This is a genomic window from Ruegeria sp. AM9, assembly GCF_056540565.1.
Window position 1 is genome coordinate 98,481 of the sequence record NZ_JBQFWY010000004.1, and the last position, 15,122, is coordinate 113,602.

The window sequence follows — 15,122 nt, forward strand, 5'->3', positions numbered from 1 at the left end:
TTTCCACGCAGGGAAAGAACTTATCGAAAACAACGCCGAATTTCCGGCCCTGTTGTGGTCAGGACCCGGCGTTGCGGAACCAGCGAATGATCGTTTCGCGGTCTTCGGGTTCCATATAAGTCACGTTGGCGGGCGGCATGGCGTGGCTGACGCCCGCCTGCAGGTAGATTTGTCTGGCATTACGGGCAATGTCGCCTTCGGTTTCCAGCAGGACCCCTTTGGGGGGCCACTGAATACCCTCCCACACCGGTTCGCGGGCATGGCACATGGAACAGCGGCCCAGCACGACGTCATGCGCGTCTTCAAACCCGTCCGCGGCGGCGAATTTTTGTTCATAGGGCGTCAGTGGTTGCGCCTCGGCCTCTTCCAACGGTTTGTACATTGGCGCAGTGGACAGCCACATGATGGCGATGAACAGGATGGCGGTGACGGCCCAGGTCCAGGTCGGGTTCCCGGCGCGGGCGTGGCGGGTGTTGAAGTAATGCCGGATGGTGACGCCCATCAGGAACACCAGCGCCGCAATGATCCAGTTATATTCCGTCGCAAAGGCCAGCGGGTAATGGTTCGACAGCATCAGGAATACGACCGGCAACGTCAGGTAGTTGTTATGGGTTGATCGCAGCTTGGCGATCTTGCCGTATTTCGGGTCCGGCGTGCGGCCGTTCTTTAGGTCATCCACCACGATCCGCTGGTTCGGCATGATGATGAAGAACACGTTGGCGGTCATGATCGTGGCGGTGAAAGCCCCCAGATGCAGCATCATCGCACGGCCGGTGAAGATCTGGTTATAGCCCCAGCCCATCACCACCAGCAGTCCGAACAGCAGCACCATCAGCAGGGTCGGGCGTTCCCCCAGTCCGGATTTGCACAGGAAGTCATAGATCAGCCAGCCCACGGTCAGCGAGGCGGCCGAGATCAGAATCCCCTGCCAAAGCGCCAGATCGGCCTTTTCCGCGTCAATCAGATACAACTCTCCACCGACCCAATAGACGATCATCAGCAGCGCGGCACCGCTCAGCCAGGTGGCATAGCTTTCCCATTTGAACCAGGTCAGGTGATCCGGCATCCGTTCGGGGGCGACCAGATATTTCTGGATGTGATAGAAGCCGCCGCCATGGACCTGCCATTCCTCGCCATCCGCCGGGCCGGGGATGTTGCGGTTCAGGCCAAGGTCCAGCGCGATGAAGTAGAAAGACGATCCGATCCAGGCGATCGCGGTGATGACGTGCAGCCAGCGCACGGCAAAACCCATCCAATCCCAGAACACGGCGAATTCGAACATGAGAGGTCTCTCCGGTAAGTTACCGCCACACTAGGCAAACGGGCTTTTCTTCGGTATTCCCGTATATTGTCAAACTGTATCAAAAAAAACGATAAGATGTCCTATCTCGACAATATCCGTACTTTTGTTCGTGTCTACGATCTGGGCAGCATGTCCGCTGCTGGCCGCGATTTGCGGATTTCACCTGCTGTGACTTCGGCACGGATTTCTCAGTTGGAAGATCATCTGGGCGTGCGCCTGTTCCAGCGCACCACGCGCAACCTCAGCCCGACCGAGCAAGGCCGGGCGTTCTATCCCGGTGCGGTCGCGGTGCTGGACGCCGTGGATGAGGCCGAGGCACAGGTGGTCCACCTGACCGAAGCGCCGCGCGGGTCTCTGTTTGTTGCAGCGCCATTGGGTGTGGGGCGCAGGTTGTTGGCGCCGCATGTGCCTGATTTTCTAGAGGAATATCCCGAGATTGATGTGCGTTTGCGCCTGACGGACCGGTCGGTAGACCTGACGACCGAGGGGCTGGATTTGGCGTTTTTCATTGGTCAGCCCGAAGACAGCACCCTGCGCATCCGCAAGATTGCCGACTGCCAAAGGGTGCTTTGCGCGGCGCCCGATTATGTGCAGCGAAGGGGGATGCCACAGACGGGGGCAGACCTGATCGCGGGGAACCATGAATGTCTGAACCTGCGCTTTCCGGGCGCGACAGAGTTCCAATGGCAGTTGGAGACACCCGAGGGCCCCAAACGCTTTGCAGTGTCGGGCCGGTTCGAATGCGATGATGGGGACGTACTGACCGATTGGGCGCTGTCGGGGCAGGGGATCGCAATGAAGCCGGTATTCGAAGTGTCCGAACATCTAAGGGCCGGGCGACTGGTGCCTGTGGCGGCGGAAACACCTCCGGTTCCGGTGCAGATGGCCTGTCTTTATACCCATCGTCGCCATCAGGATCCCAAGGCGCGTCTTTTCATGGATTTCATGATCGCGCGTATTGGCAAGGTCGTGCGGAGTTCTGAAACTTCGGGGTAGCAAAGGCTCCCGCCCCTGTTTGCGCCCTGCTGGCGCTACACAGCGTTGGGCCGGGCACCGCGGCAAAGCCGCGGTGCGGTCGCGCTGGAGGACGCGAAAAAGGAAATGGAACTCGGGACTGCGACACGCCTGAAAGGCGTGGCGCCCGGCCCAACGGGAGGCGCCACGGCAGGGGCAGCCGACGGGCGGGAGCCTTGCGGGTTTTCTTCAGCTGCCTCGATAGGTTGAGTAGCCATAGGGCGACAATAACAAGGGCACGTGGTAGTGCGCATCCGCGTCAGACATGCCGAACCGGATCGGTACCTGATCCAGAAACAGAGGGTCTTCGGCGACCTGGCCTGTGGCGCGCAGGTAGTCTCCGGCAAAGAAAACCAGCTCATAAGAGCCTGTTTTGAAGTCTTCTTGCGGAAGAATCGGGCTGTTGGTGCGGCCGTCGGAATTGGTCTCGGTTTCGGCCAGTTTGCGGCGGGTTTCCCCGGTGATTTCATACAGGGCGATCCGCAGTCCTTGGGCCGGGCAGCCGCGTGCGGTGTCCAGAACGTGGGTTGTCAGGTAACCTGCCACGGGGGTCTCCTTTGATTTGCCTTTAGCTTTGTCGCAGTCTGGCGCAAAGTTCTAAATAGTGGAAATGCCGAAAGAACCGGAAACAGCGTTCGGATTAGTTTGATAATCAACCGCGCGTTTCTGGTCTAAGGCTGATGAAACGCACCAGAACGGAAGATGCCATGCAGCCGCCTCGATACCCTCGTGACATGATCGGTTACGGAGCCACCCCGCCCGACGCCAAGTGGCCCGGCGGGGCCAAGCTGGCGGTGCAGATCGTGTTGAACTACGAAGAGGGGGGTGAGAACAATATCCTGCATGGTGATGCCGCGTCCGAGGCGTTTCTGTCCGAGGTTGTCGGCGTGGCCCCTTGGCCCGGGCAGCGCCACTGGAATATGGAATCGATCTATGAATACGGATCGCGGGCGGGGTTCTGGCGTTTGCACCGGTTGATGCGGGACGTGCCGATCACGGTCTATGGCGTGGCGACGGCGCTGGCTCGGTCGCCGGATCAGGTGGCCGCGATGAAGGCGGCGGGTTGGGAGGTTGCCAGCCACGGTCTGAAATGGATCGAACACAAGGACATGTCCGAGGATGAAGAGCGCGCGCAGATCGCCGAGGCCATCCGCCTGCATTCCGAGGTCGTGGGTGAGCGCCCGCGCGGTTGGTATACCGGCCGTTGTTCCGAAAACACCGTCCGGCTGGTGGCTGAAGAGGGCGGCTTTGCATATGTGGCCGACACGTATGCCGATGATCTGCCCTATTGGATGCGGACGGGCGGGCGGGATCAGTTGATCGTGCCGTATACGCTGGATTGCAATGACATGCGTTTTGCCACGGCGCAGGGGTTCAACTCGGGGGATCAGTTCTACACGTATCTCAAGGACAGCTTCGATGCGCTTTATGCCGAGGGGGAGGCGGGCGCACCCAAGATGCTGTCGATTGGATTGCATTGCCGCCTGATCGGGCGGCCCGGACGCGTGATGGCATTGAAGCGGTTCCTGGACTATGCGCGCGGGTTTTCGGATGTCTGGTTCGCAACGCGGTTGCAAATTGCCGAGCATTGGGCGGCGCAACATCCCCCGATGGCGCATCCGAAACCATCGCAGATGCAGCGGGATGAGTTTGTCGCAGCTTATGGTGGCATCTTCGAACACTCTGTCTGGATTGCGGAACGTGCCTTTGATCTGGAGCTTGGCCCGGCCCATGACACGGCGGGAGGCATGCACAACGCACTGTCCCGCATGTTTCGCGCAGCCTCTGAGCAGGAGCGGCTGGGCGTGTTGACGGCGCACCCGGATCTGGCGGGCAAGCTGGCACAGGCCAAGCGGTTGACGCAGGAAAGCACATCCGAGCAGGCCTCGGCCGGGTTGGATGCTTTGACGGATGAGGAGCGCGCCGCTTTCACCGAGCTGAACCAGCGCTATACTGATAAATTCGGGTTCCCGTTCATCATTGCCGTACGTGACCACGACAAGGCGTCGATCCTGCAGGCGTTTCAGCGGCGGATCGAACAGGACCGGGATACGGAGTTTGCCGAAGCCTGCCGTCAGGTCGAACGCATCGCCGAGTTCCGTTTGCGGGACGTGTTGCCCTTATGAGCCGCCGGATCGTCGCTGCGCCGCTGACCGCCGAAGCCTTTGCGCCCTTTGGCGATGTGCTGGAAGTTGCGGGTGAGCCGGACAGGATCATCAATCAGGGGCAGTGTGGCCGATACCATGACCGCGCTGGGCTGGATTTTTCCGATGGTCGCGCAGGGATCAGCCTGTTCAATGCCAATCCGCGAAGTTTGCCATATCGGCTGGATATGGTCGAGCGGCACCCCGACGGCAGTCAGGCCTTCGTTCCGATGACGCAGCACCCGTTTCTGGTCATCGTCGCGCCGAATGTGGACGGGCGGCCGGGTGAGCCCCTGGCATTTGTCACGGCACCCGGGCAGGCAGTGAATTATCACCGGGGGACGTGGCACGGCGTTCTGACGCCGTTGCATGCTCCGGGCCTGTTTGCCGTTGTCGATCGGGTAGGAGAGGGGGCCAATCTGGAAGAGGTCTGGTTCGACGAACCTTATGAGGTTGTGGCGGGTTAGAGGCGGGTCCTCCCGCCCGGTCCCTGGCGCATCAGAGATGCTTGGGACCCGTTGGGCCGGGCAGCGTGCGGGCAAGCCCGCCCGCTGCGGTAGTGCAGATGTCAGGGTTGTGCCATCAGCCGGGCGACGTCGAGCATCCGTGCCGAAAAGCCCCATTCGTTGTCATACCAGCCAAAGATGCGAACCTGATTTTCGCCGACCATGCGCGTTTCGGGGCCTGCGATGACCAGCGATTCAGGTCTGGTCCGCAGGTCTGACGATACCAGCGGGTGATCGGTCCAGCCCAGAACAGCGGATTGCGCAACGGCAGTTCGCAATTCGGCCTCAAAAGCAGACGCGGACATGCCGCGGTTCAGGGTTGCGACCAGATCGACCGCGGACACGCTTGCGGTTGGGACGCGTACCGCTGCGCCTGAAAAGCGGCCTGCGAGGTGGGGCATGACCTCGTCAATCAGTTCCGTTGCACTGGTGGTCGTGGGGACCATGGACAGTGCCCCGGCGCGCGACCGGGCCAGATCGCCGCGCGGGGCATCCACCATGGGCTGGCTGTTGGTGTAGCAGTGGATCGTCGTCATATGGGCTGAGGCGATGCCTCCGATCCCGTCCAGCACCTTGACCAGAGGGGCCAGCCCGTTTGTGGTGCAGGACGAGTTCGATACGATCCGGGCGTTGCCCAACTGGTCCTCGTTGGCACCCAGAACGATGGTCACCTCGGTGGCGGGTGAGGGGCCGGAGATCAGCACTTTGCCCGCCCCTGCGGTCAGCCCCTGACCGGCCACGTCCGAGGTGCGCGCGACGCCGGTGCAATCCATCAGAACGTCGACCCCGGTCAGATCGACACGGGACAGGTCCGGACTGTGGGTGACCGGGATGGTACGGCCGTCAACCTGCAAGGCCTCGTCACCGGCCTCGACCGATCCGGGGTAGGGTCCAAAAGTGCTGTCGTATTTGAACAGGTAAGCACAGGTTTCGAGCGGTGCGATGTCGTTGATCAGCAAAAGCTCGACATCACTATCCGGCGGCAAAGCCAGCAGCTGCCGCAGGATCGTGCGGCCAATCCGGCCGAATCCGTTGATCGCGAGTTTCATGCGCAAGCTATGGCAGCGGGTTGCGTCGACCTCAATGCCCGTTTCGACCCGAGGTCAGTTGCAGTTGACCTGCGAAAAGAACTGACCCGAGATGTTCTGATACATGCTGGCCCGGAGCGGCTTGCAGCCGGTCGCCGCCTGGATGGCCGCCATGGCCTGAATAGTGCGCAGGCGCGGCGGCGGGCCAAACGGGTTCAGATTGTTGTTGTCTCGGGTTGCGCGATACATGACCGGAGCGTCCGAGACCTGTGTAACGGCCCATGTACGGCTCATGACGAATACCGATTTGGTTTCTTCTTTGGCGGCAACGGGGGTTGCCTCCAAGGCCGTCAGGCCAACTACAGCTGCTAGTGCCAGCATCGATCCGCGCAGTACCATTGAACAATCTCCAGTGCTAAAAACCGGTGTTATTTCACCAGATTAAGGCGCTTCTGTGAACCCCCGCGCCGGAAAAAGCCGGTTTGGCGTCAGCGGTTGGGCAATGACAGCGGCATGTGCCGGTTCACATCCTTGTAGAGCAGATAACGGAATCGCCCCGGACCGCCCGCGTAACAGGCCTGCGGGCAGAAGGCGCGCAGCCACATGTAGTCGCCGGCCTCGACCTCGACCCAATCCTGGTTGAGCCGGTAGACGGCTTTGCCTTCAAGCACATAGAGGCCATGCTCCATCACATGCGTTTCGGCAAAAGGGATCACGCCGCCAGGTTCGAAGTTGACGATGTTCACATGCATGTCGTGGCGCAGATCCTGCGGGTCTGCGAAGCGGGTGGTGGACCAGCGGCCCTCGGTTCCCGGCATCTCAACAGGGGTGACGTCGCGTTCATTGGTGATGATCGGATCGGGGGCTGGCAGGCCGGGGACCGTCTCATAGGCCTTGCGGATCCAGTGGAAGCGGGCGGTTTCATCGGTGCTGTTGTGCAAGGTCCATTCGGAACCGGCTGGAATATAAGCATACCCGCCTGTGTCCAGCTGGTGCACCTCACCGGCCAGTGTCAGCGTCACCGCACCTTCGACAACGAACAGCACGCCCTGCGCCTGAGGGTCGGTCTCGGGGCGGTTACTGCCGCCGTCGGGCTGCACCTCCATGATGTACTGCGAGAAGGTCTCGGCAAATCCGCTGAGGGGGCGGGACAGCACCCAGAGCCGGGTCTTTTCCCAGAACGGCAGCGCGCTGGTGACGATGTCGCGCATCGTGCCTTTGGGGATCACCGCATAGGCCTCGGTGAACATGGCGCGGTCGGTCAAAAGCTGATCCTGACCGGGGTGGCCGCCTGTGGGCGCGTAGTAGGTGGGGTGTGCCATCGGGTGCCTCTGCTTGGTGATTGGGGCACTATGGGGGGATTGCCCCGCCGGTCCTAGCGGCAGAGTTGCGATAGGTTTGTTCGGGATAATTTGAAGGTCGCCCAACAGGGCTTGGCCCCGGTTCACGGGCGGTATAGTCTTGAATGCAAATCTTTTTCAGCAAGGCGAGGCGATCATGAAAGCCTGGATTTCTTCTACTCTGACAGCGGTTGTTATTCTTGGCGCGGCGACGGTCGTCCAAGCCAAGCCGATTTCCCGAATTATCTCGGAAATGGGGCTGACGCCTGCGGATTTCGAAGTGGTGAGTGCGACCGCGGATGCGATGTTGACCGGATCGACACCCCGCGTCGGCGAAGAAAGCACCTGGGTAAACGACGCAACCGGGTCGAAAGGCACGATCCTTGTCCGTGATGTGCGGGATAACTGCGTTCACCTGCAACACTTTATTCAGCCCGAAGGCGCGGAGCAAACCCGAGAGGTCAGGACCCGCCGCTGCCGCGATGCGGGCGGCAACTGGATCCTGACACCCTGATCCGCGATCAGTAGCCGCGCGCCCTATCGACCTCGTGCAGCAAGGCTTGCCCGGTGGTCAGCCGCTGAAAGTTCTCGCCCACATCCGTCAGAGCCTCGCCCAGATGCCAGCCGGACACATGTGGCGTGATGGTGACACCCGGATGCGCCCAGAGCGGGCTGTCCGAGGGCAGGGGTTCCGTTGATGTCACATCCAGTACCGCATGGCCGGGTGCGCCATTGTCCAGCGCAGAGATCAGCGCGGTTTCGTCGATCAAATCGCCCCGGCCGGCGTTCAGTAGCTGGCTGCCGGGTTTCATCGCGGCCAGTTGCCGGGCATCGAACAGCCCGACGGTCTGGGGGGTCGAGGGCAGGATCGCGCAGACATGATCGCATTGCCCCAGCAATTCCGGCAGAGAGGCATCGCCATGCAGGCAGGTCACGCCGTCGATCTGCTTGGGGGACCGGCTCCAGCCCATGACCTGAAACCCGACTGCCCGCAGCATCCGGGCGCTGCGCGCACCGATATGGCCCAGCCCAAGAACTCCAACCACCGTTTCGGGTGCATAAAGTGGGGCCTTGGGCAGCCATTCCGCGCGGCGCTGGGCGGCTTGGTGAAAGACCATATGGCGTTGGCGGCGCAGGACATAGGCCACGAACCATTCGGCGATTTCCTGTGCGGGCGCGTCCGGTTTCAAACGCGCCACCCGCACATGGTCCGGCAGGTTGGGGTTGCTGACGATGGTCTCGACCCCGGCGCCCAGCTTTTGCACCAGTTGCAGGTTGGGCAGGCGTTTGGGGTGGTCGTCGCTTAACCTGACCACCGCAACCACGGTGATGTCGGCAGGATCGCCCAAGGTGTCCGGTGTCCTTACATCCGCGCCGGGGTAAAGCCGCTGGATATCGCGGGCAATATCGCGATCGCTGATCCAGTCAGACACCCCGGTTTCGATCAGCAACGCCATGATGCACCTCCCACTGCTTCAATTTTCGCTATGCCCGGTTAGCGAACTGGACATTTTCCCCGCAGCTAAGTCATTCTCGGGCCGAAGGTAAAGCCCGGTCTTGGCACCGGGTGAGCAGAAAACGTTGAGGCAGTTCATGAGCGGGACATCAGAGCAGAGCCGTCCGGCCTATTTCCATTTGCGCGACGACGGTGCCTTTGTCGGCAACGATCCGGCGCGTGGGCCTTGGTCTGCCGATCATTGCCATGCGGGTCCGGTCAGCGGCCTGATCGTGCGGGCAGCGGAAACCGAGGTCGGCCCCGAGAAGATGCTGACTCGTCTGACGGTCGACCTGCTGCGGCCGCAACCGTTGGCGGGACTGCGTGTGGCAGCGGAAACCACGCGCCACACCAAGACGCTGGCAACCACGCGGGTTACGGTGCACGATCTGGACGACAGGCTCTGCGCCACCGCCACGACCATGCATCTGGCGCGACGCGATTTGGGTCCGGTTCCGAATGTGACGGTGACTCCGCCCCGGTTGGAAGACGCGGTGACCGGCCCGTTCCCGATCGGCGAGGTGCGCCATGATCTACCCGGCTTCGCCAATCACTCGGATGTGTTGTATCCGAAAGGCGGCAATCAGGGTGCGGGTCCCAAGACGGTATGGATGCGGGTCCCGGCCCTGTTGCAGGGCGAGGCGCCGTCACCGATCCAGGCGCTATGCCCGCTGGCCGATTGCGGCAATGGCATTTCGTGGAATGCACCTACGACCGAGATGGGATTCATGAACACTGATCTGACTGTCCAGATTCATCGTGAGCCGGTGTCGGACTGGCTGGCCTCGGAGTCGATCAGCCATTGGCAGCCCTCGGGGATCGGAATGTCGCAATCGGTGCTGTATGACACCGAAGGACCGGTGGGCACCGCCCTGCAAACGATTATTCTGTTTCCACCAACCTGATCCCTTGGCTGGTTTCTGCATGCCTTCCGTGAAACGCATTGCCGGGCGTGGGCCGAACCCCTATCTTTCGCCCATGCGCTGGATCGTACCCTTTTTGACCTGCTGCCTGCCGTTTTCGGCAATGGCGCATCCGCATGTCTTCATCGACACCGGGTTGGAATTCATCGTGGACGACTCCGGCCAGCTGACCCATGTGCGCGTGACCTGGGCCTATGATGAGTTCTACTCGTTGCTGGTCCTTGAAGACATGAAGCTGGATCAGGATGCGGACGGTGTTCTGACGGACAGCGAACAGGGTTTTCTGGCCGGTTTCGATGCGCAATGGATGGAGGGGTATAACGGCGATCTGGTCCTGTTCGCGGACGGTGCTCCGGTGACCCTGTCCGGACCGTTGGAGCCGCAGGCCACCACCGAGGACGGGCGCATCGTCTCGTCCCATCTGCGCGCGGTCGAAGGCGGTGCCGTGCCGGCTTCGGCGCTGACGGCAAAAGCCTATGACGAATCCTATTATACCGCCTACGAGGTGACCCGTCCGGTGACGGTGACAGGTCCCGCGTCTTGCCAGATCAGCCGGATTGATCCCGACATCGACGGTCAGCTGGCGCAGATGCAGGCGTTTTTGTTGACGCTCGACGCGGATTACGATCTTGAGGAAAACGATATCCCGCTGGTCGGGGAGAGCTTTGCGACCGAGATTTTCGTTTCATGTCCAAATACCTGATTGTTCCGGTTGCCATCTCCATTGCCTTGCTGCTGTGGTTCTGGGGCAGCGGCGGCTTTGACAGCTTGGCCGCCTGGGCCGCAGGTGAGCAGCGCGAGTTTCAGAACCAGATTGCCCGCGCCTTGCGTGCCGCCCGCGCTGAACAGCCCGAGGCGGTCGCGACCCTGCTGACGGTCTGTTTCGCCTATGGCTTCTTTCACGCTATCGGTCCCGGCCACGGCAAGGTGCTGATCGGAGGCTACGGGCTGGGGCGCCGCGTCGCGTTCTGGCGCCTGTCTGCGATCAGTGTGCTGTCCAGTCTGGGTCAGGCGGTGACGGCTGTTGTGCTGGTTTACGCCGGGGTCCTGATCTTTCAGATGTCACGCGAAAGCCTAGTGGGTACGACCGAGCAGGTCATGGCCCCGATCAGCTATGCGGCCATTGCGGCGATTGGTCTTTGGCTGGTGGTCCGGTCTGTTCGCAGTTTTGCACGTCGTCATCGGACCGAAACCGCGCATCAGCATGAGCATCACCACCATCATGACCACGATGATGGCGTCTGTTCCGATTGCGGCCACCGCCACGGGCCAACGGCCGAGGAAGTCGCTCAGGTCGGCAGCCTGCGCGAGGCCATGATGCTGATCGCGGGCATTGCGGCGCGGCCCTGTACGGGTGCTCTGTTCGTGCTGATCCTGACGTGGCAGATGGGCATCGCATTGGTCGGCATCGCGGGCGCCTTTGCGATGGCGTTGGGCACGGCGACGGTCACGACTCTGGTCGGCTGGACCTCGTTCGGACTGCGCGGAGGGTTGCTGGCCTCTGCCTCGGCCACGCGGTTTGCCTCGGTGCTGGCCCCGACCATCGAACTGGTGGCGGGGCTGATCATCGTTGTGATCGCCAGTGGGTTGCTGATGCGCGCGATCTAGTCGAACACCGGTTCCGGATATCCGACCCGCGCCAGGTACAGGCCCTGCGGCGGGCATACCGGCCCGCAGGCGGCCCGATCCGCAGCTTCCAATGCGTCGCGCACATCTTCGGGCGTCCATGCCCCTGCGCCGACACGTTCCATCGTTCCGACAAAGCTGCGGACCTGATTGTGCAGGAACGACCGCGCGCGGACGTGGAAATGAACTTCTGGACCGGAAAACCCCTGAACCTGTTCGACCCGCAGCTCATCCAGCGTTTTGACCGGGCTTGCCGCCTGACAGATCGAAGACCGGAAGGTGGTGAAATCATGCCGCCCGATCAGCATATCCGCCCCGGCCTGCATCGCATCGACATCAAGCCGATGGTTGATTTGCCAGACCTGTCCGGCGTCGTGGGTTGCAGGTGCACGGCGCATCAGGATACGGAACAGATACTGACGCTCCAGCGCCGAGAACCTTGCGTGCCAGTCGTCATCCACCCGCGCGGCCTTTACGATTGCCACAGGCTGCGGCTTGAGGTGGTAATTCAGCGCCTCGGACAGGCGGAACGGGTCCCAGTCCTTGACCAGATCGCAATGGGCCACCTGACCCAGCGCGTGCACGCCTGCGTCGGTGCGGCCTGCGGCGGCGATGGTATGCTCTCCGGGTTGAATGCGCGACAGTGCCTGTTCGATTGCCCCCTGCACGGACGGCAATTCCTTCTGCCGCTGCCACCCGGCAAACGGTTCCCCTTGGTATTCGACTTTCAGCGCGTATCTGGGCATGGGCCGCTGGTAACGTGCTGCGCGAAAAGGGGCAAGAGCGGGAAAGCTCTGGCAAGTGCCGCGTGCTCTACCTATCTTGAGCGAAACGAAAAAAGCGGGGCGACAGTTTGGTCATCTCATCCCTGGCAGACAGTCTTGTGCGCGGCGTTGAAACCGTGGGCGACCGCGTGTCCGAGACATTGTTCGAGCCGGTCATACGTCTGGGCGTCACCGGTCTGGCGCGGTCGGGCAAGACGGTGTTCATCACCTCACTGGTCGCGAACCTGCTGGATCGGGGGCGGATGCCCGGACTGGTGGCGCAGCAAGAGGGTCGGATCAACACCGCTTATCTGCAGCCGCAACCCGACGATACCGTGCCCCGGTTCGACTTCGAAAACCATCTGGCCGCGCTGACCGGCCCACAACCGCACTGGCCCGACAGCACCCGCGCCGTGTCAGAACTGCGCCTGTCGTTCAAGGCCCGCCCCTCGGGTTTGCTTTCCGGCCTGCAGGGGCCGCGCACCGTTCATCTGGATATCGTGGATTACCCGGGAGAGTGGCTGCTGGATCTGGCCTTGCTGGACAAATCCTATGAGGTCTGGTCGGCAGAAACCTTGGAGCGTATCGCCGGACGCGGCGAAGCAGAGCCATATCTGGCGCAGGCCAAGGCGGCTGAACCAGCGGAAAAACATGACGAACCCACGGCGCAGACGCTGGCGAAAACCTTCGCCGCGTATCTGAGCGCCGCGCGGGAGGCCGGGTTCTATGACTGCACGCCGGGGCGGTTCCTGTTGCCGGGCGATCTGGCGGGGTCCCCGGTGCTGACCTTTGCGCCTCTGCCTGTCGAGGGCCACGCACCCCGGCGCAGCCTGCATCGGGAAATGGCGCGCCGGTATGAAGCCTATAAAGCGCAGGTGGTAAAACCCTTCTTCCGCGATCATTTTGCCCGGATCGACCGGCAGGTGGTTCTGGTCGATGCGCTGGGCGCAATCCACAAAGGCCCGCAGGCGGTCGAGGATATGCGCCGCGCGATGGCCGACATCCTTGCGGCCTTCCGCCCCGGGCGCAACGCGTGGCTTGCTCAGTTGCTTTTGGGCAAACGGGTCGAACGCATCCTGTTCGCCGCCACCAAGGCTGATCACCTTCACCACTCGCAGCACCCCCGCCTGACCCATATCATGGAGGCCCTGACCCGCGACGCCCGCGATCGCGCAAGCTTTGCCGGGGCGGAAACGGCAGCGCTGTCGCTGGCGGCGCTGCGGGCGACGACCGAGGAAATTCGCACTCATAACGGGGCTGATCTGCCTTGTGTGCGTGGCACTTTGCTGGACGGCAAGCAGGCGGCCTTTTATCCCGGCGAACTACCCGAAGACCCGGCCCATCTGTTGGGACCGGCCCGCAACGGGGCTGAGAGCTGGCTGGGTGAGGATTTCGGGTTCATGGCCTTCGCGCCCGCGCACCTGACCCTGCGCCCGGGCGATGGCCCGCCGCATATCCGGCTGGACCGCGCCGCGCAGTTCCTGATCGGAGACCGCCTGTGACCGTCACCCTCCGCCCCGCCCGCAGCACGGATGCCGGTAGTATCGGAGAGATCCTGCACGCGTTCTCTCGTGATAACGACTGGATGCCGGTGCTGCATTCGCGCGCCGAAACGATCGCTTTCTGCGGGTGGATGATCGATCAGGGTTGGGTCACCGTGGCCGAGGATGACGGCGCGGTTACAGGCTTTCTTGCGCTCAACGGAACGCAGGTCCATTCCCTGTATTTGACGCCCGTCGAGTGTGGGCGCGGGATCGGGCAGCGTCTGCTGGATCACGCAAAAACCGGGCGGCCTGAGCTTTCGCTATTTGCGTTTCAGGCCAATCCCGGCGCCTGCCGGTTCTATGAACGCAACGGGTTTGCCGAGGTTGCCCGCAGCGGCGGGGCGGACAATGATGAAAACCTGCCGGACATCAAATATGTCTGGCGCAGGGAAAGGGTGGCGGATGGCTAAAGGTCCGGTACTGATCGATCTGGATGCGGAAGAACCCGCAGCTGACGTGGCGCAGGCCCCGCCGGTGCCCGATTTTGCTCCACCGCAGGGGCAGGCGATGCAGACGGCGGCGCGGCTGGCGGCGCGGAAACCCTCGGCCCTGTCGCGGTGGTTCTGGGGCTTGGCGCTGGCCGTAATTGGCGCGGTGATCTCGGTTGCCGCCTGGGACTTCGTCAATTCGCTGCTGCTGCGCGCGCCTGTTTTGGGCTGGGTCGTGACCGGTTTGATCGGGGCGCTTGTTCTGGTTGCCCTGATTATCGCCCTGCGAGAGCTGGCCGCCATCGGGCGGCTGTCCCGCGTGGACGGGATGCGGCACGCTGCCGACGTCGCTCTTGCCGAAGGTGATCTGGCGCGGGCCCGTGCGGTCACCAACCGTCTGATTGCGTTCTACAAGGGGCGTGACGAAACCCAATGGGGCCGCGACCGTCTGGCCGAACGGATGGGCGAGCAGTTTGATGCCTCGACTCTGCTGACCCTGGCCGAAGACGAACTGCTGGCCCCGCTGGACACCGCCGCCAGCCGAGAGGTCGAGGCCGCCGCCCGGCAGGTCGCCACTGTGACTGCGCTGGTGCCTCTGGCGCTGGCGGATGTGGTGACGGCGTTGGCCGCCTCTCTGCGGATGATCCGCCGGGTCGCCGAGATTTACGGTGGCCGCGCAGGGTTTCTGGGCAGTTGGCGCCTGACACGCGCGGTCTTTATGCATCTGGTGGCGACCGGGGCCGTGGCTGTGGGCGATGACCTGCTTGAGCCGGTTCTGGGCGGCTCGGTTCTCAGCAAACTGTCGCGCCGGTTTGGCGAGGGGTTGGTGAACGGCGCGCTCAGCGCGCGGGTCGGCGTTGCCGCGATGGAGGTCTGCCGTCCGCTGCCGTTTTCCGATCGGCACCAACCCTCGACGCGCGGGATGATCAAACGGGCGCTCAGCGGGTTGTTTTCGAAAACTTGACCTGACGCAAAGTCCTCCGGTCTGCTGGTGCGCAATATAAAGC

17 protein-coding genes are annotated in these 15,122 nt (G+C 62.4%); 10 read left to right on the forward strand and 7 right to left on the reverse strand.

Annotated elements, in window-relative coordinates:
- Window positions 1-58: 58 nt before the first annotated feature.
- Window positions 59-1,282 carry a urate hydroxylase PuuD gene (locus tag ACR0DO_RS09810; protein WP_480558319.1) on the reverse strand — a complete coding sequence of 408 codons (1,224 nt, stop codon included), beginning with the start codon at window positions 1,280-1,282 and terminating at the stop codon, window positions 59-61.
- A gap of 96 nt (window positions 1,283-1,378) precedes the next feature.
- Between ACR0DO_RS09810 and ACR0DO_RS09815 the strand changes: the two genes are divergently transcribed.
- Window positions 1,379-2,299 (forward strand): LysR family transcriptional regulator, encoded by a 921-nt coding sequence (locus tag ACR0DO_RS09815; protein ID WP_480558321.1) that lies wholly within the window; start codon window positions 1,379-1,381, stop codon window positions 2,297-2,299.
- A 207-nt stretch (window positions 2,300-2,506) separates the two neighbouring features.
- Here the strand turns inward: ACR0DO_RS09815 and uraH are convergent, their stop codons facing one another.
- Window positions 2,507-2,863 carry a hydroxyisourate hydrolase gene (gene uraH, locus ACR0DO_RS09820; protein ID WP_480558323.1) on the reverse strand — a complete coding sequence of 119 codons (357 nt, stop codon included), beginning with the start codon at window positions 2,861-2,863 and terminating at the stop codon, window positions 2,507-2,509.
- Window positions 2,864-3,024: 161 nt separating this feature from the next.
- Here uraH and puuE point away from each other — a divergent pair, with 161 nt between their 5' ends.
- Both puuE and ACR0DO_RS09830 read left to right on the forward strand, forming a co-directional pair.
- The gene (puuE, locus tag ACR0DO_RS09825; protein ID WP_480558574.1) at window positions 3,025-4,443 is read left to right on the forward strand and encodes an allantoinase PuuE; all 1,419 of its coding nucleotides are present in this window, start codon (window positions 3,025-3,027) and stop codon (window positions 4,441-4,443) included.
- Window positions 4,440-4,928, forward strand: coding sequence for an ureidoglycolate lyase (locus ACR0DO_RS09830; RefSeq protein WP_480558325.1), 489 nt, complete (start codon window positions 4,440-4,442; stop codon window positions 4,926-4,928). Before puuE ends, ACR0DO_RS09830 begins: the two co-directional genes overlap by 4 nt.
- A 101-nt stretch (window positions 4,929-5,029) precedes the next feature.
- Here ACR0DO_RS09830 and ACR0DO_RS09835 read toward each other — a convergent pair whose 3' ends face one another.
- From ACR0DO_RS09835 to ACR0DO_RS09845, 3 genes are all read right to left on the reverse strand, one after another.
- Window positions 5,030-6,016: a type I glyceraldehyde-3-phosphate dehydrogenase gene (locus tag ACR0DO_RS09835; protein ID WP_480558327.1), complete on the reverse strand. Its 987-nt coding sequence runs from the start codon at window positions 6,014-6,016 to the stop codon at window positions 5,030-5,032.
- 54 nt (window positions 6,017-6,070) lie between these two features.
- A complete protein-coding gene (locus tag ACR0DO_RS09840; protein ID WP_480558329.1) occupies window positions 6,071-6,394 on the reverse strand; it encodes a hypothetical protein in 324 nt (107 codons plus the stop codon).
- 89 nt (window positions 6,395-6,483) lie between these two features.
- Window positions 6,484-7,317 carry a bifunctional allantoicase/(S)-ureidoglycine aminohydrolase gene (locus tag ACR0DO_RS09845; protein ID WP_480558331.1) on the reverse strand — a complete coding sequence of 278 codons (834 nt, stop codon included), beginning with the start codon at window positions 7,315-7,317 and terminating at the stop codon, window positions 6,484-6,486.
- 175 nt (window positions 7,318-7,492) lie between these two features.
- Between ACR0DO_RS09845 and ACR0DO_RS09850 the strand changes: the two genes are divergently transcribed.
- Window positions 7,493-7,849, forward strand: coding sequence for a hypothetical protein (locus ACR0DO_RS09850; protein WP_480558333.1), 357 nt, complete (start codon window positions 7,493-7,495; stop codon window positions 7,847-7,849).
- A gap of 7 nt (window positions 7,850-7,856) precedes the next feature.
- Here the strand turns inward: ACR0DO_RS09850 and ACR0DO_RS09855 are convergent, their stop codons facing one another.
- Window positions 7,857-8,792, reverse strand: coding sequence for a 2-hydroxyacid dehydrogenase (locus ACR0DO_RS09855; RefSeq protein ID WP_480558335.1), 936 nt, complete (start codon window positions 8,790-8,792; stop codon window positions 7,857-7,859).
- 136 nt (window positions 8,793-8,928) lie between these two features.
- Here ACR0DO_RS09855 and ACR0DO_RS09860 point away from each other — a divergent pair, with 136 nt between their 5' ends.
- The 3 genes from ACR0DO_RS09860 to ACR0DO_RS09870 all read left to right on the forward strand — a co-directional run bounded on the left by ACR0DO_RS09860 (window position 8,929) and on the right by ACR0DO_RS09870 (window position 11,361).
- Complete coding sequence (locus tag ACR0DO_RS09860) at window positions 8,929-9,735, forward strand: thioesterase family protein (protein WP_480558337.1); 807 nt, start codon at window positions 8,929-8,931, stop codon at window positions 9,733-9,735.
- A 73-nt stretch (window positions 9,736-9,808) separates the two neighbouring features.
- The gene (locus ACR0DO_RS09865; protein WP_480558339.1) at window positions 9,809-10,456 is read left to right on the forward strand and encodes a DUF1007 family protein; all 648 of its coding nucleotides are present in this window, start codon (window positions 9,809-9,811) and stop codon (window positions 10,454-10,456) included.
- Entirely contained in the window at window positions 10,441-11,361 is a 921-nt protein-coding gene (locus ACR0DO_RS09870) for a nickel/cobalt transporter (protein WP_480558341.1), read from the forward strand. The genes ACR0DO_RS09865 and ACR0DO_RS09870 overlap by 16 nt, the downstream gene beginning before the upstream one ends.
- On the opposite strand, the gene truA is transcribed toward ACR0DO_RS09870, so the two are convergent.
- Window positions 11,358-12,125 carry a tRNA pseudouridine(38-40) synthase TruA gene (truA, locus tag ACR0DO_RS09875; protein WP_480558343.1) on the reverse strand — a complete coding sequence of 256 codons (768 nt, stop codon included), beginning with the start codon at window positions 12,123-12,125 and terminating at the stop codon, window positions 11,358-11,360. The two genes, ACR0DO_RS09870 and truA, sit on opposite strands and share 4 nt — an antisense overlap.
- Window positions 12,126-12,232: 107 nt before the next feature.
- Between truA and ACR0DO_RS09880 the strand changes: the two genes are divergently transcribed.
- Genes ACR0DO_RS09880 through ACR0DO_RS09890 form a run of 3 tightly spaced genes read left to right on the forward strand, consistent with a single transcriptional unit; the run spans window position 12,233 to window position 15,079 of the window.
- On the forward strand, window positions 12,233-13,645 hold the full coding sequence (locus tag ACR0DO_RS09880) for a YcjX family GTP-binding protein (protein ID WP_480558345.1): 1,413 nt from the start codon (window positions 12,233-12,235) through the stop codon (window positions 13,643-13,645).
- The gene (locus ACR0DO_RS09885; protein ID WP_480558346.1) at window positions 13,642-14,097 is read left to right on the forward strand and encodes an N-acetyltransferase family protein; all 456 of its coding nucleotides are present in this window, start codon (window positions 13,642-13,644) and stop codon (window positions 14,095-14,097) included. The genes ACR0DO_RS09880 and ACR0DO_RS09885 overlap by 4 nt, the downstream gene beginning before the upstream one ends.
- The gene (locus tag ACR0DO_RS09890) at window positions 14,090-15,079 is read left to right on the forward strand and encodes a YcjF family protein (RefSeq protein WP_480558347.1); all 990 of its coding nucleotides are present in this window, start codon (window positions 14,090-14,092) and stop codon (window positions 15,077-15,079) included. The genes ACR0DO_RS09885 and ACR0DO_RS09890 overlap by 8 nt, the downstream gene beginning before the upstream one ends.
- The last annotated feature ends 43 nt before the right edge of the window (window positions 15,080-15,122 follow it).

What these genes read in the sequence shown, in the direction of transcription:
- ACR0DO_RS09810 (WP_480558319.1), bottom strand. Translation starts at nt 1,282, where the DNA reads ATGTTCGAATTCGCCGTGTTCTGGGATTGGATGGGTTTTGCCGTGCGC.
- ACR0DO_RS09815 (WP_480558321.1), top strand. Translation starts at nt 1,379, where the DNA reads ATGTCCTATCTCGACAATATCCGTACTTTTGTTCGTGTCTACGATCTG.
- puuE (WP_480558574.1), top strand. Translation starts at nt 3,025, where the DNA reads ATGCAGCCGCCTCGATACCCTCGTGACATGATCGGTTACGGAGCCACC.
- ACR0DO_RS09830 (WP_480558325.1), top strand. Translation starts at nt 4,440, where the DNA reads ATGAGCCGCCGGATCGTCGCTGCGCCGCTGACCGCCGAAGCCTTTGCG.
- ACR0DO_RS09835 (WP_480558327.1), bottom strand. Translation starts at nt 6,016, where the DNA reads ATGAAACTCGCGATCAACGGATTCGGCCGGATTGGCCGCACGATCCTG.
- ACR0DO_RS09840 (WP_480558329.1), bottom strand. Translation starts at nt 6,394, where the DNA reads ATGGTACTGCGCGGATCGATGCTGGCACTAGCAGCTGTAGTTGGCCTG.
- ACR0DO_RS09845 (WP_480558331.1), bottom strand. Translation starts at nt 7,317, where the DNA reads ATGGCACACCCCACCTACTACGCGCCCACAGGCGGCCACCCCGGTCAG.
- ACR0DO_RS09850 (WP_480558333.1), top strand. Translation starts at nt 7,493, where the DNA reads ATGAAAGCCTGGATTTCTTCTACTCTGACAGCGGTTGTTATTCTTGGC.
- ACR0DO_RS09855 (WP_480558335.1), bottom strand. Translation starts at nt 8,792, where the DNA reads ATGGCGTTGCTGATCGAAACCGGGGTGTCTGACTGGATCAGCGATCGC.
- ACR0DO_RS09860 (WP_480558337.1), top strand. Translation starts at nt 8,929, where the DNA reads ATGAGCGGGACATCAGAGCAGAGCCGTCCGGCCTATTTCCATTTGCGC.
- ACR0DO_RS09865 (WP_480558339.1), top strand. Translation starts at nt 9,809, where the DNA reads ATGCGCTGGATCGTACCCTTTTTGACCTGCTGCCTGCCGTTTTCGGCA.
- ACR0DO_RS09870 (WP_480558341.1), top strand. Translation starts at nt 10,441, where the DNA reads ATGTCCAAATACCTGATTGTTCCGGTTGCCATCTCCATTGCCTTGCTG.
- truA (WP_480558343.1), bottom strand. Translation starts at nt 12,125, where the DNA reads ATGCCCAGATACGCGCTGAAAGTCGAATACCAAGGGGAACCGTTTGCC.
- ACR0DO_RS09890 (WP_480558347.1), top strand. Translation starts at nt 14,090, where the DNA reads ATGGCTAAAGGTCCGGTACTGATCGATCTGGATGCGGAAGAACCCGCA.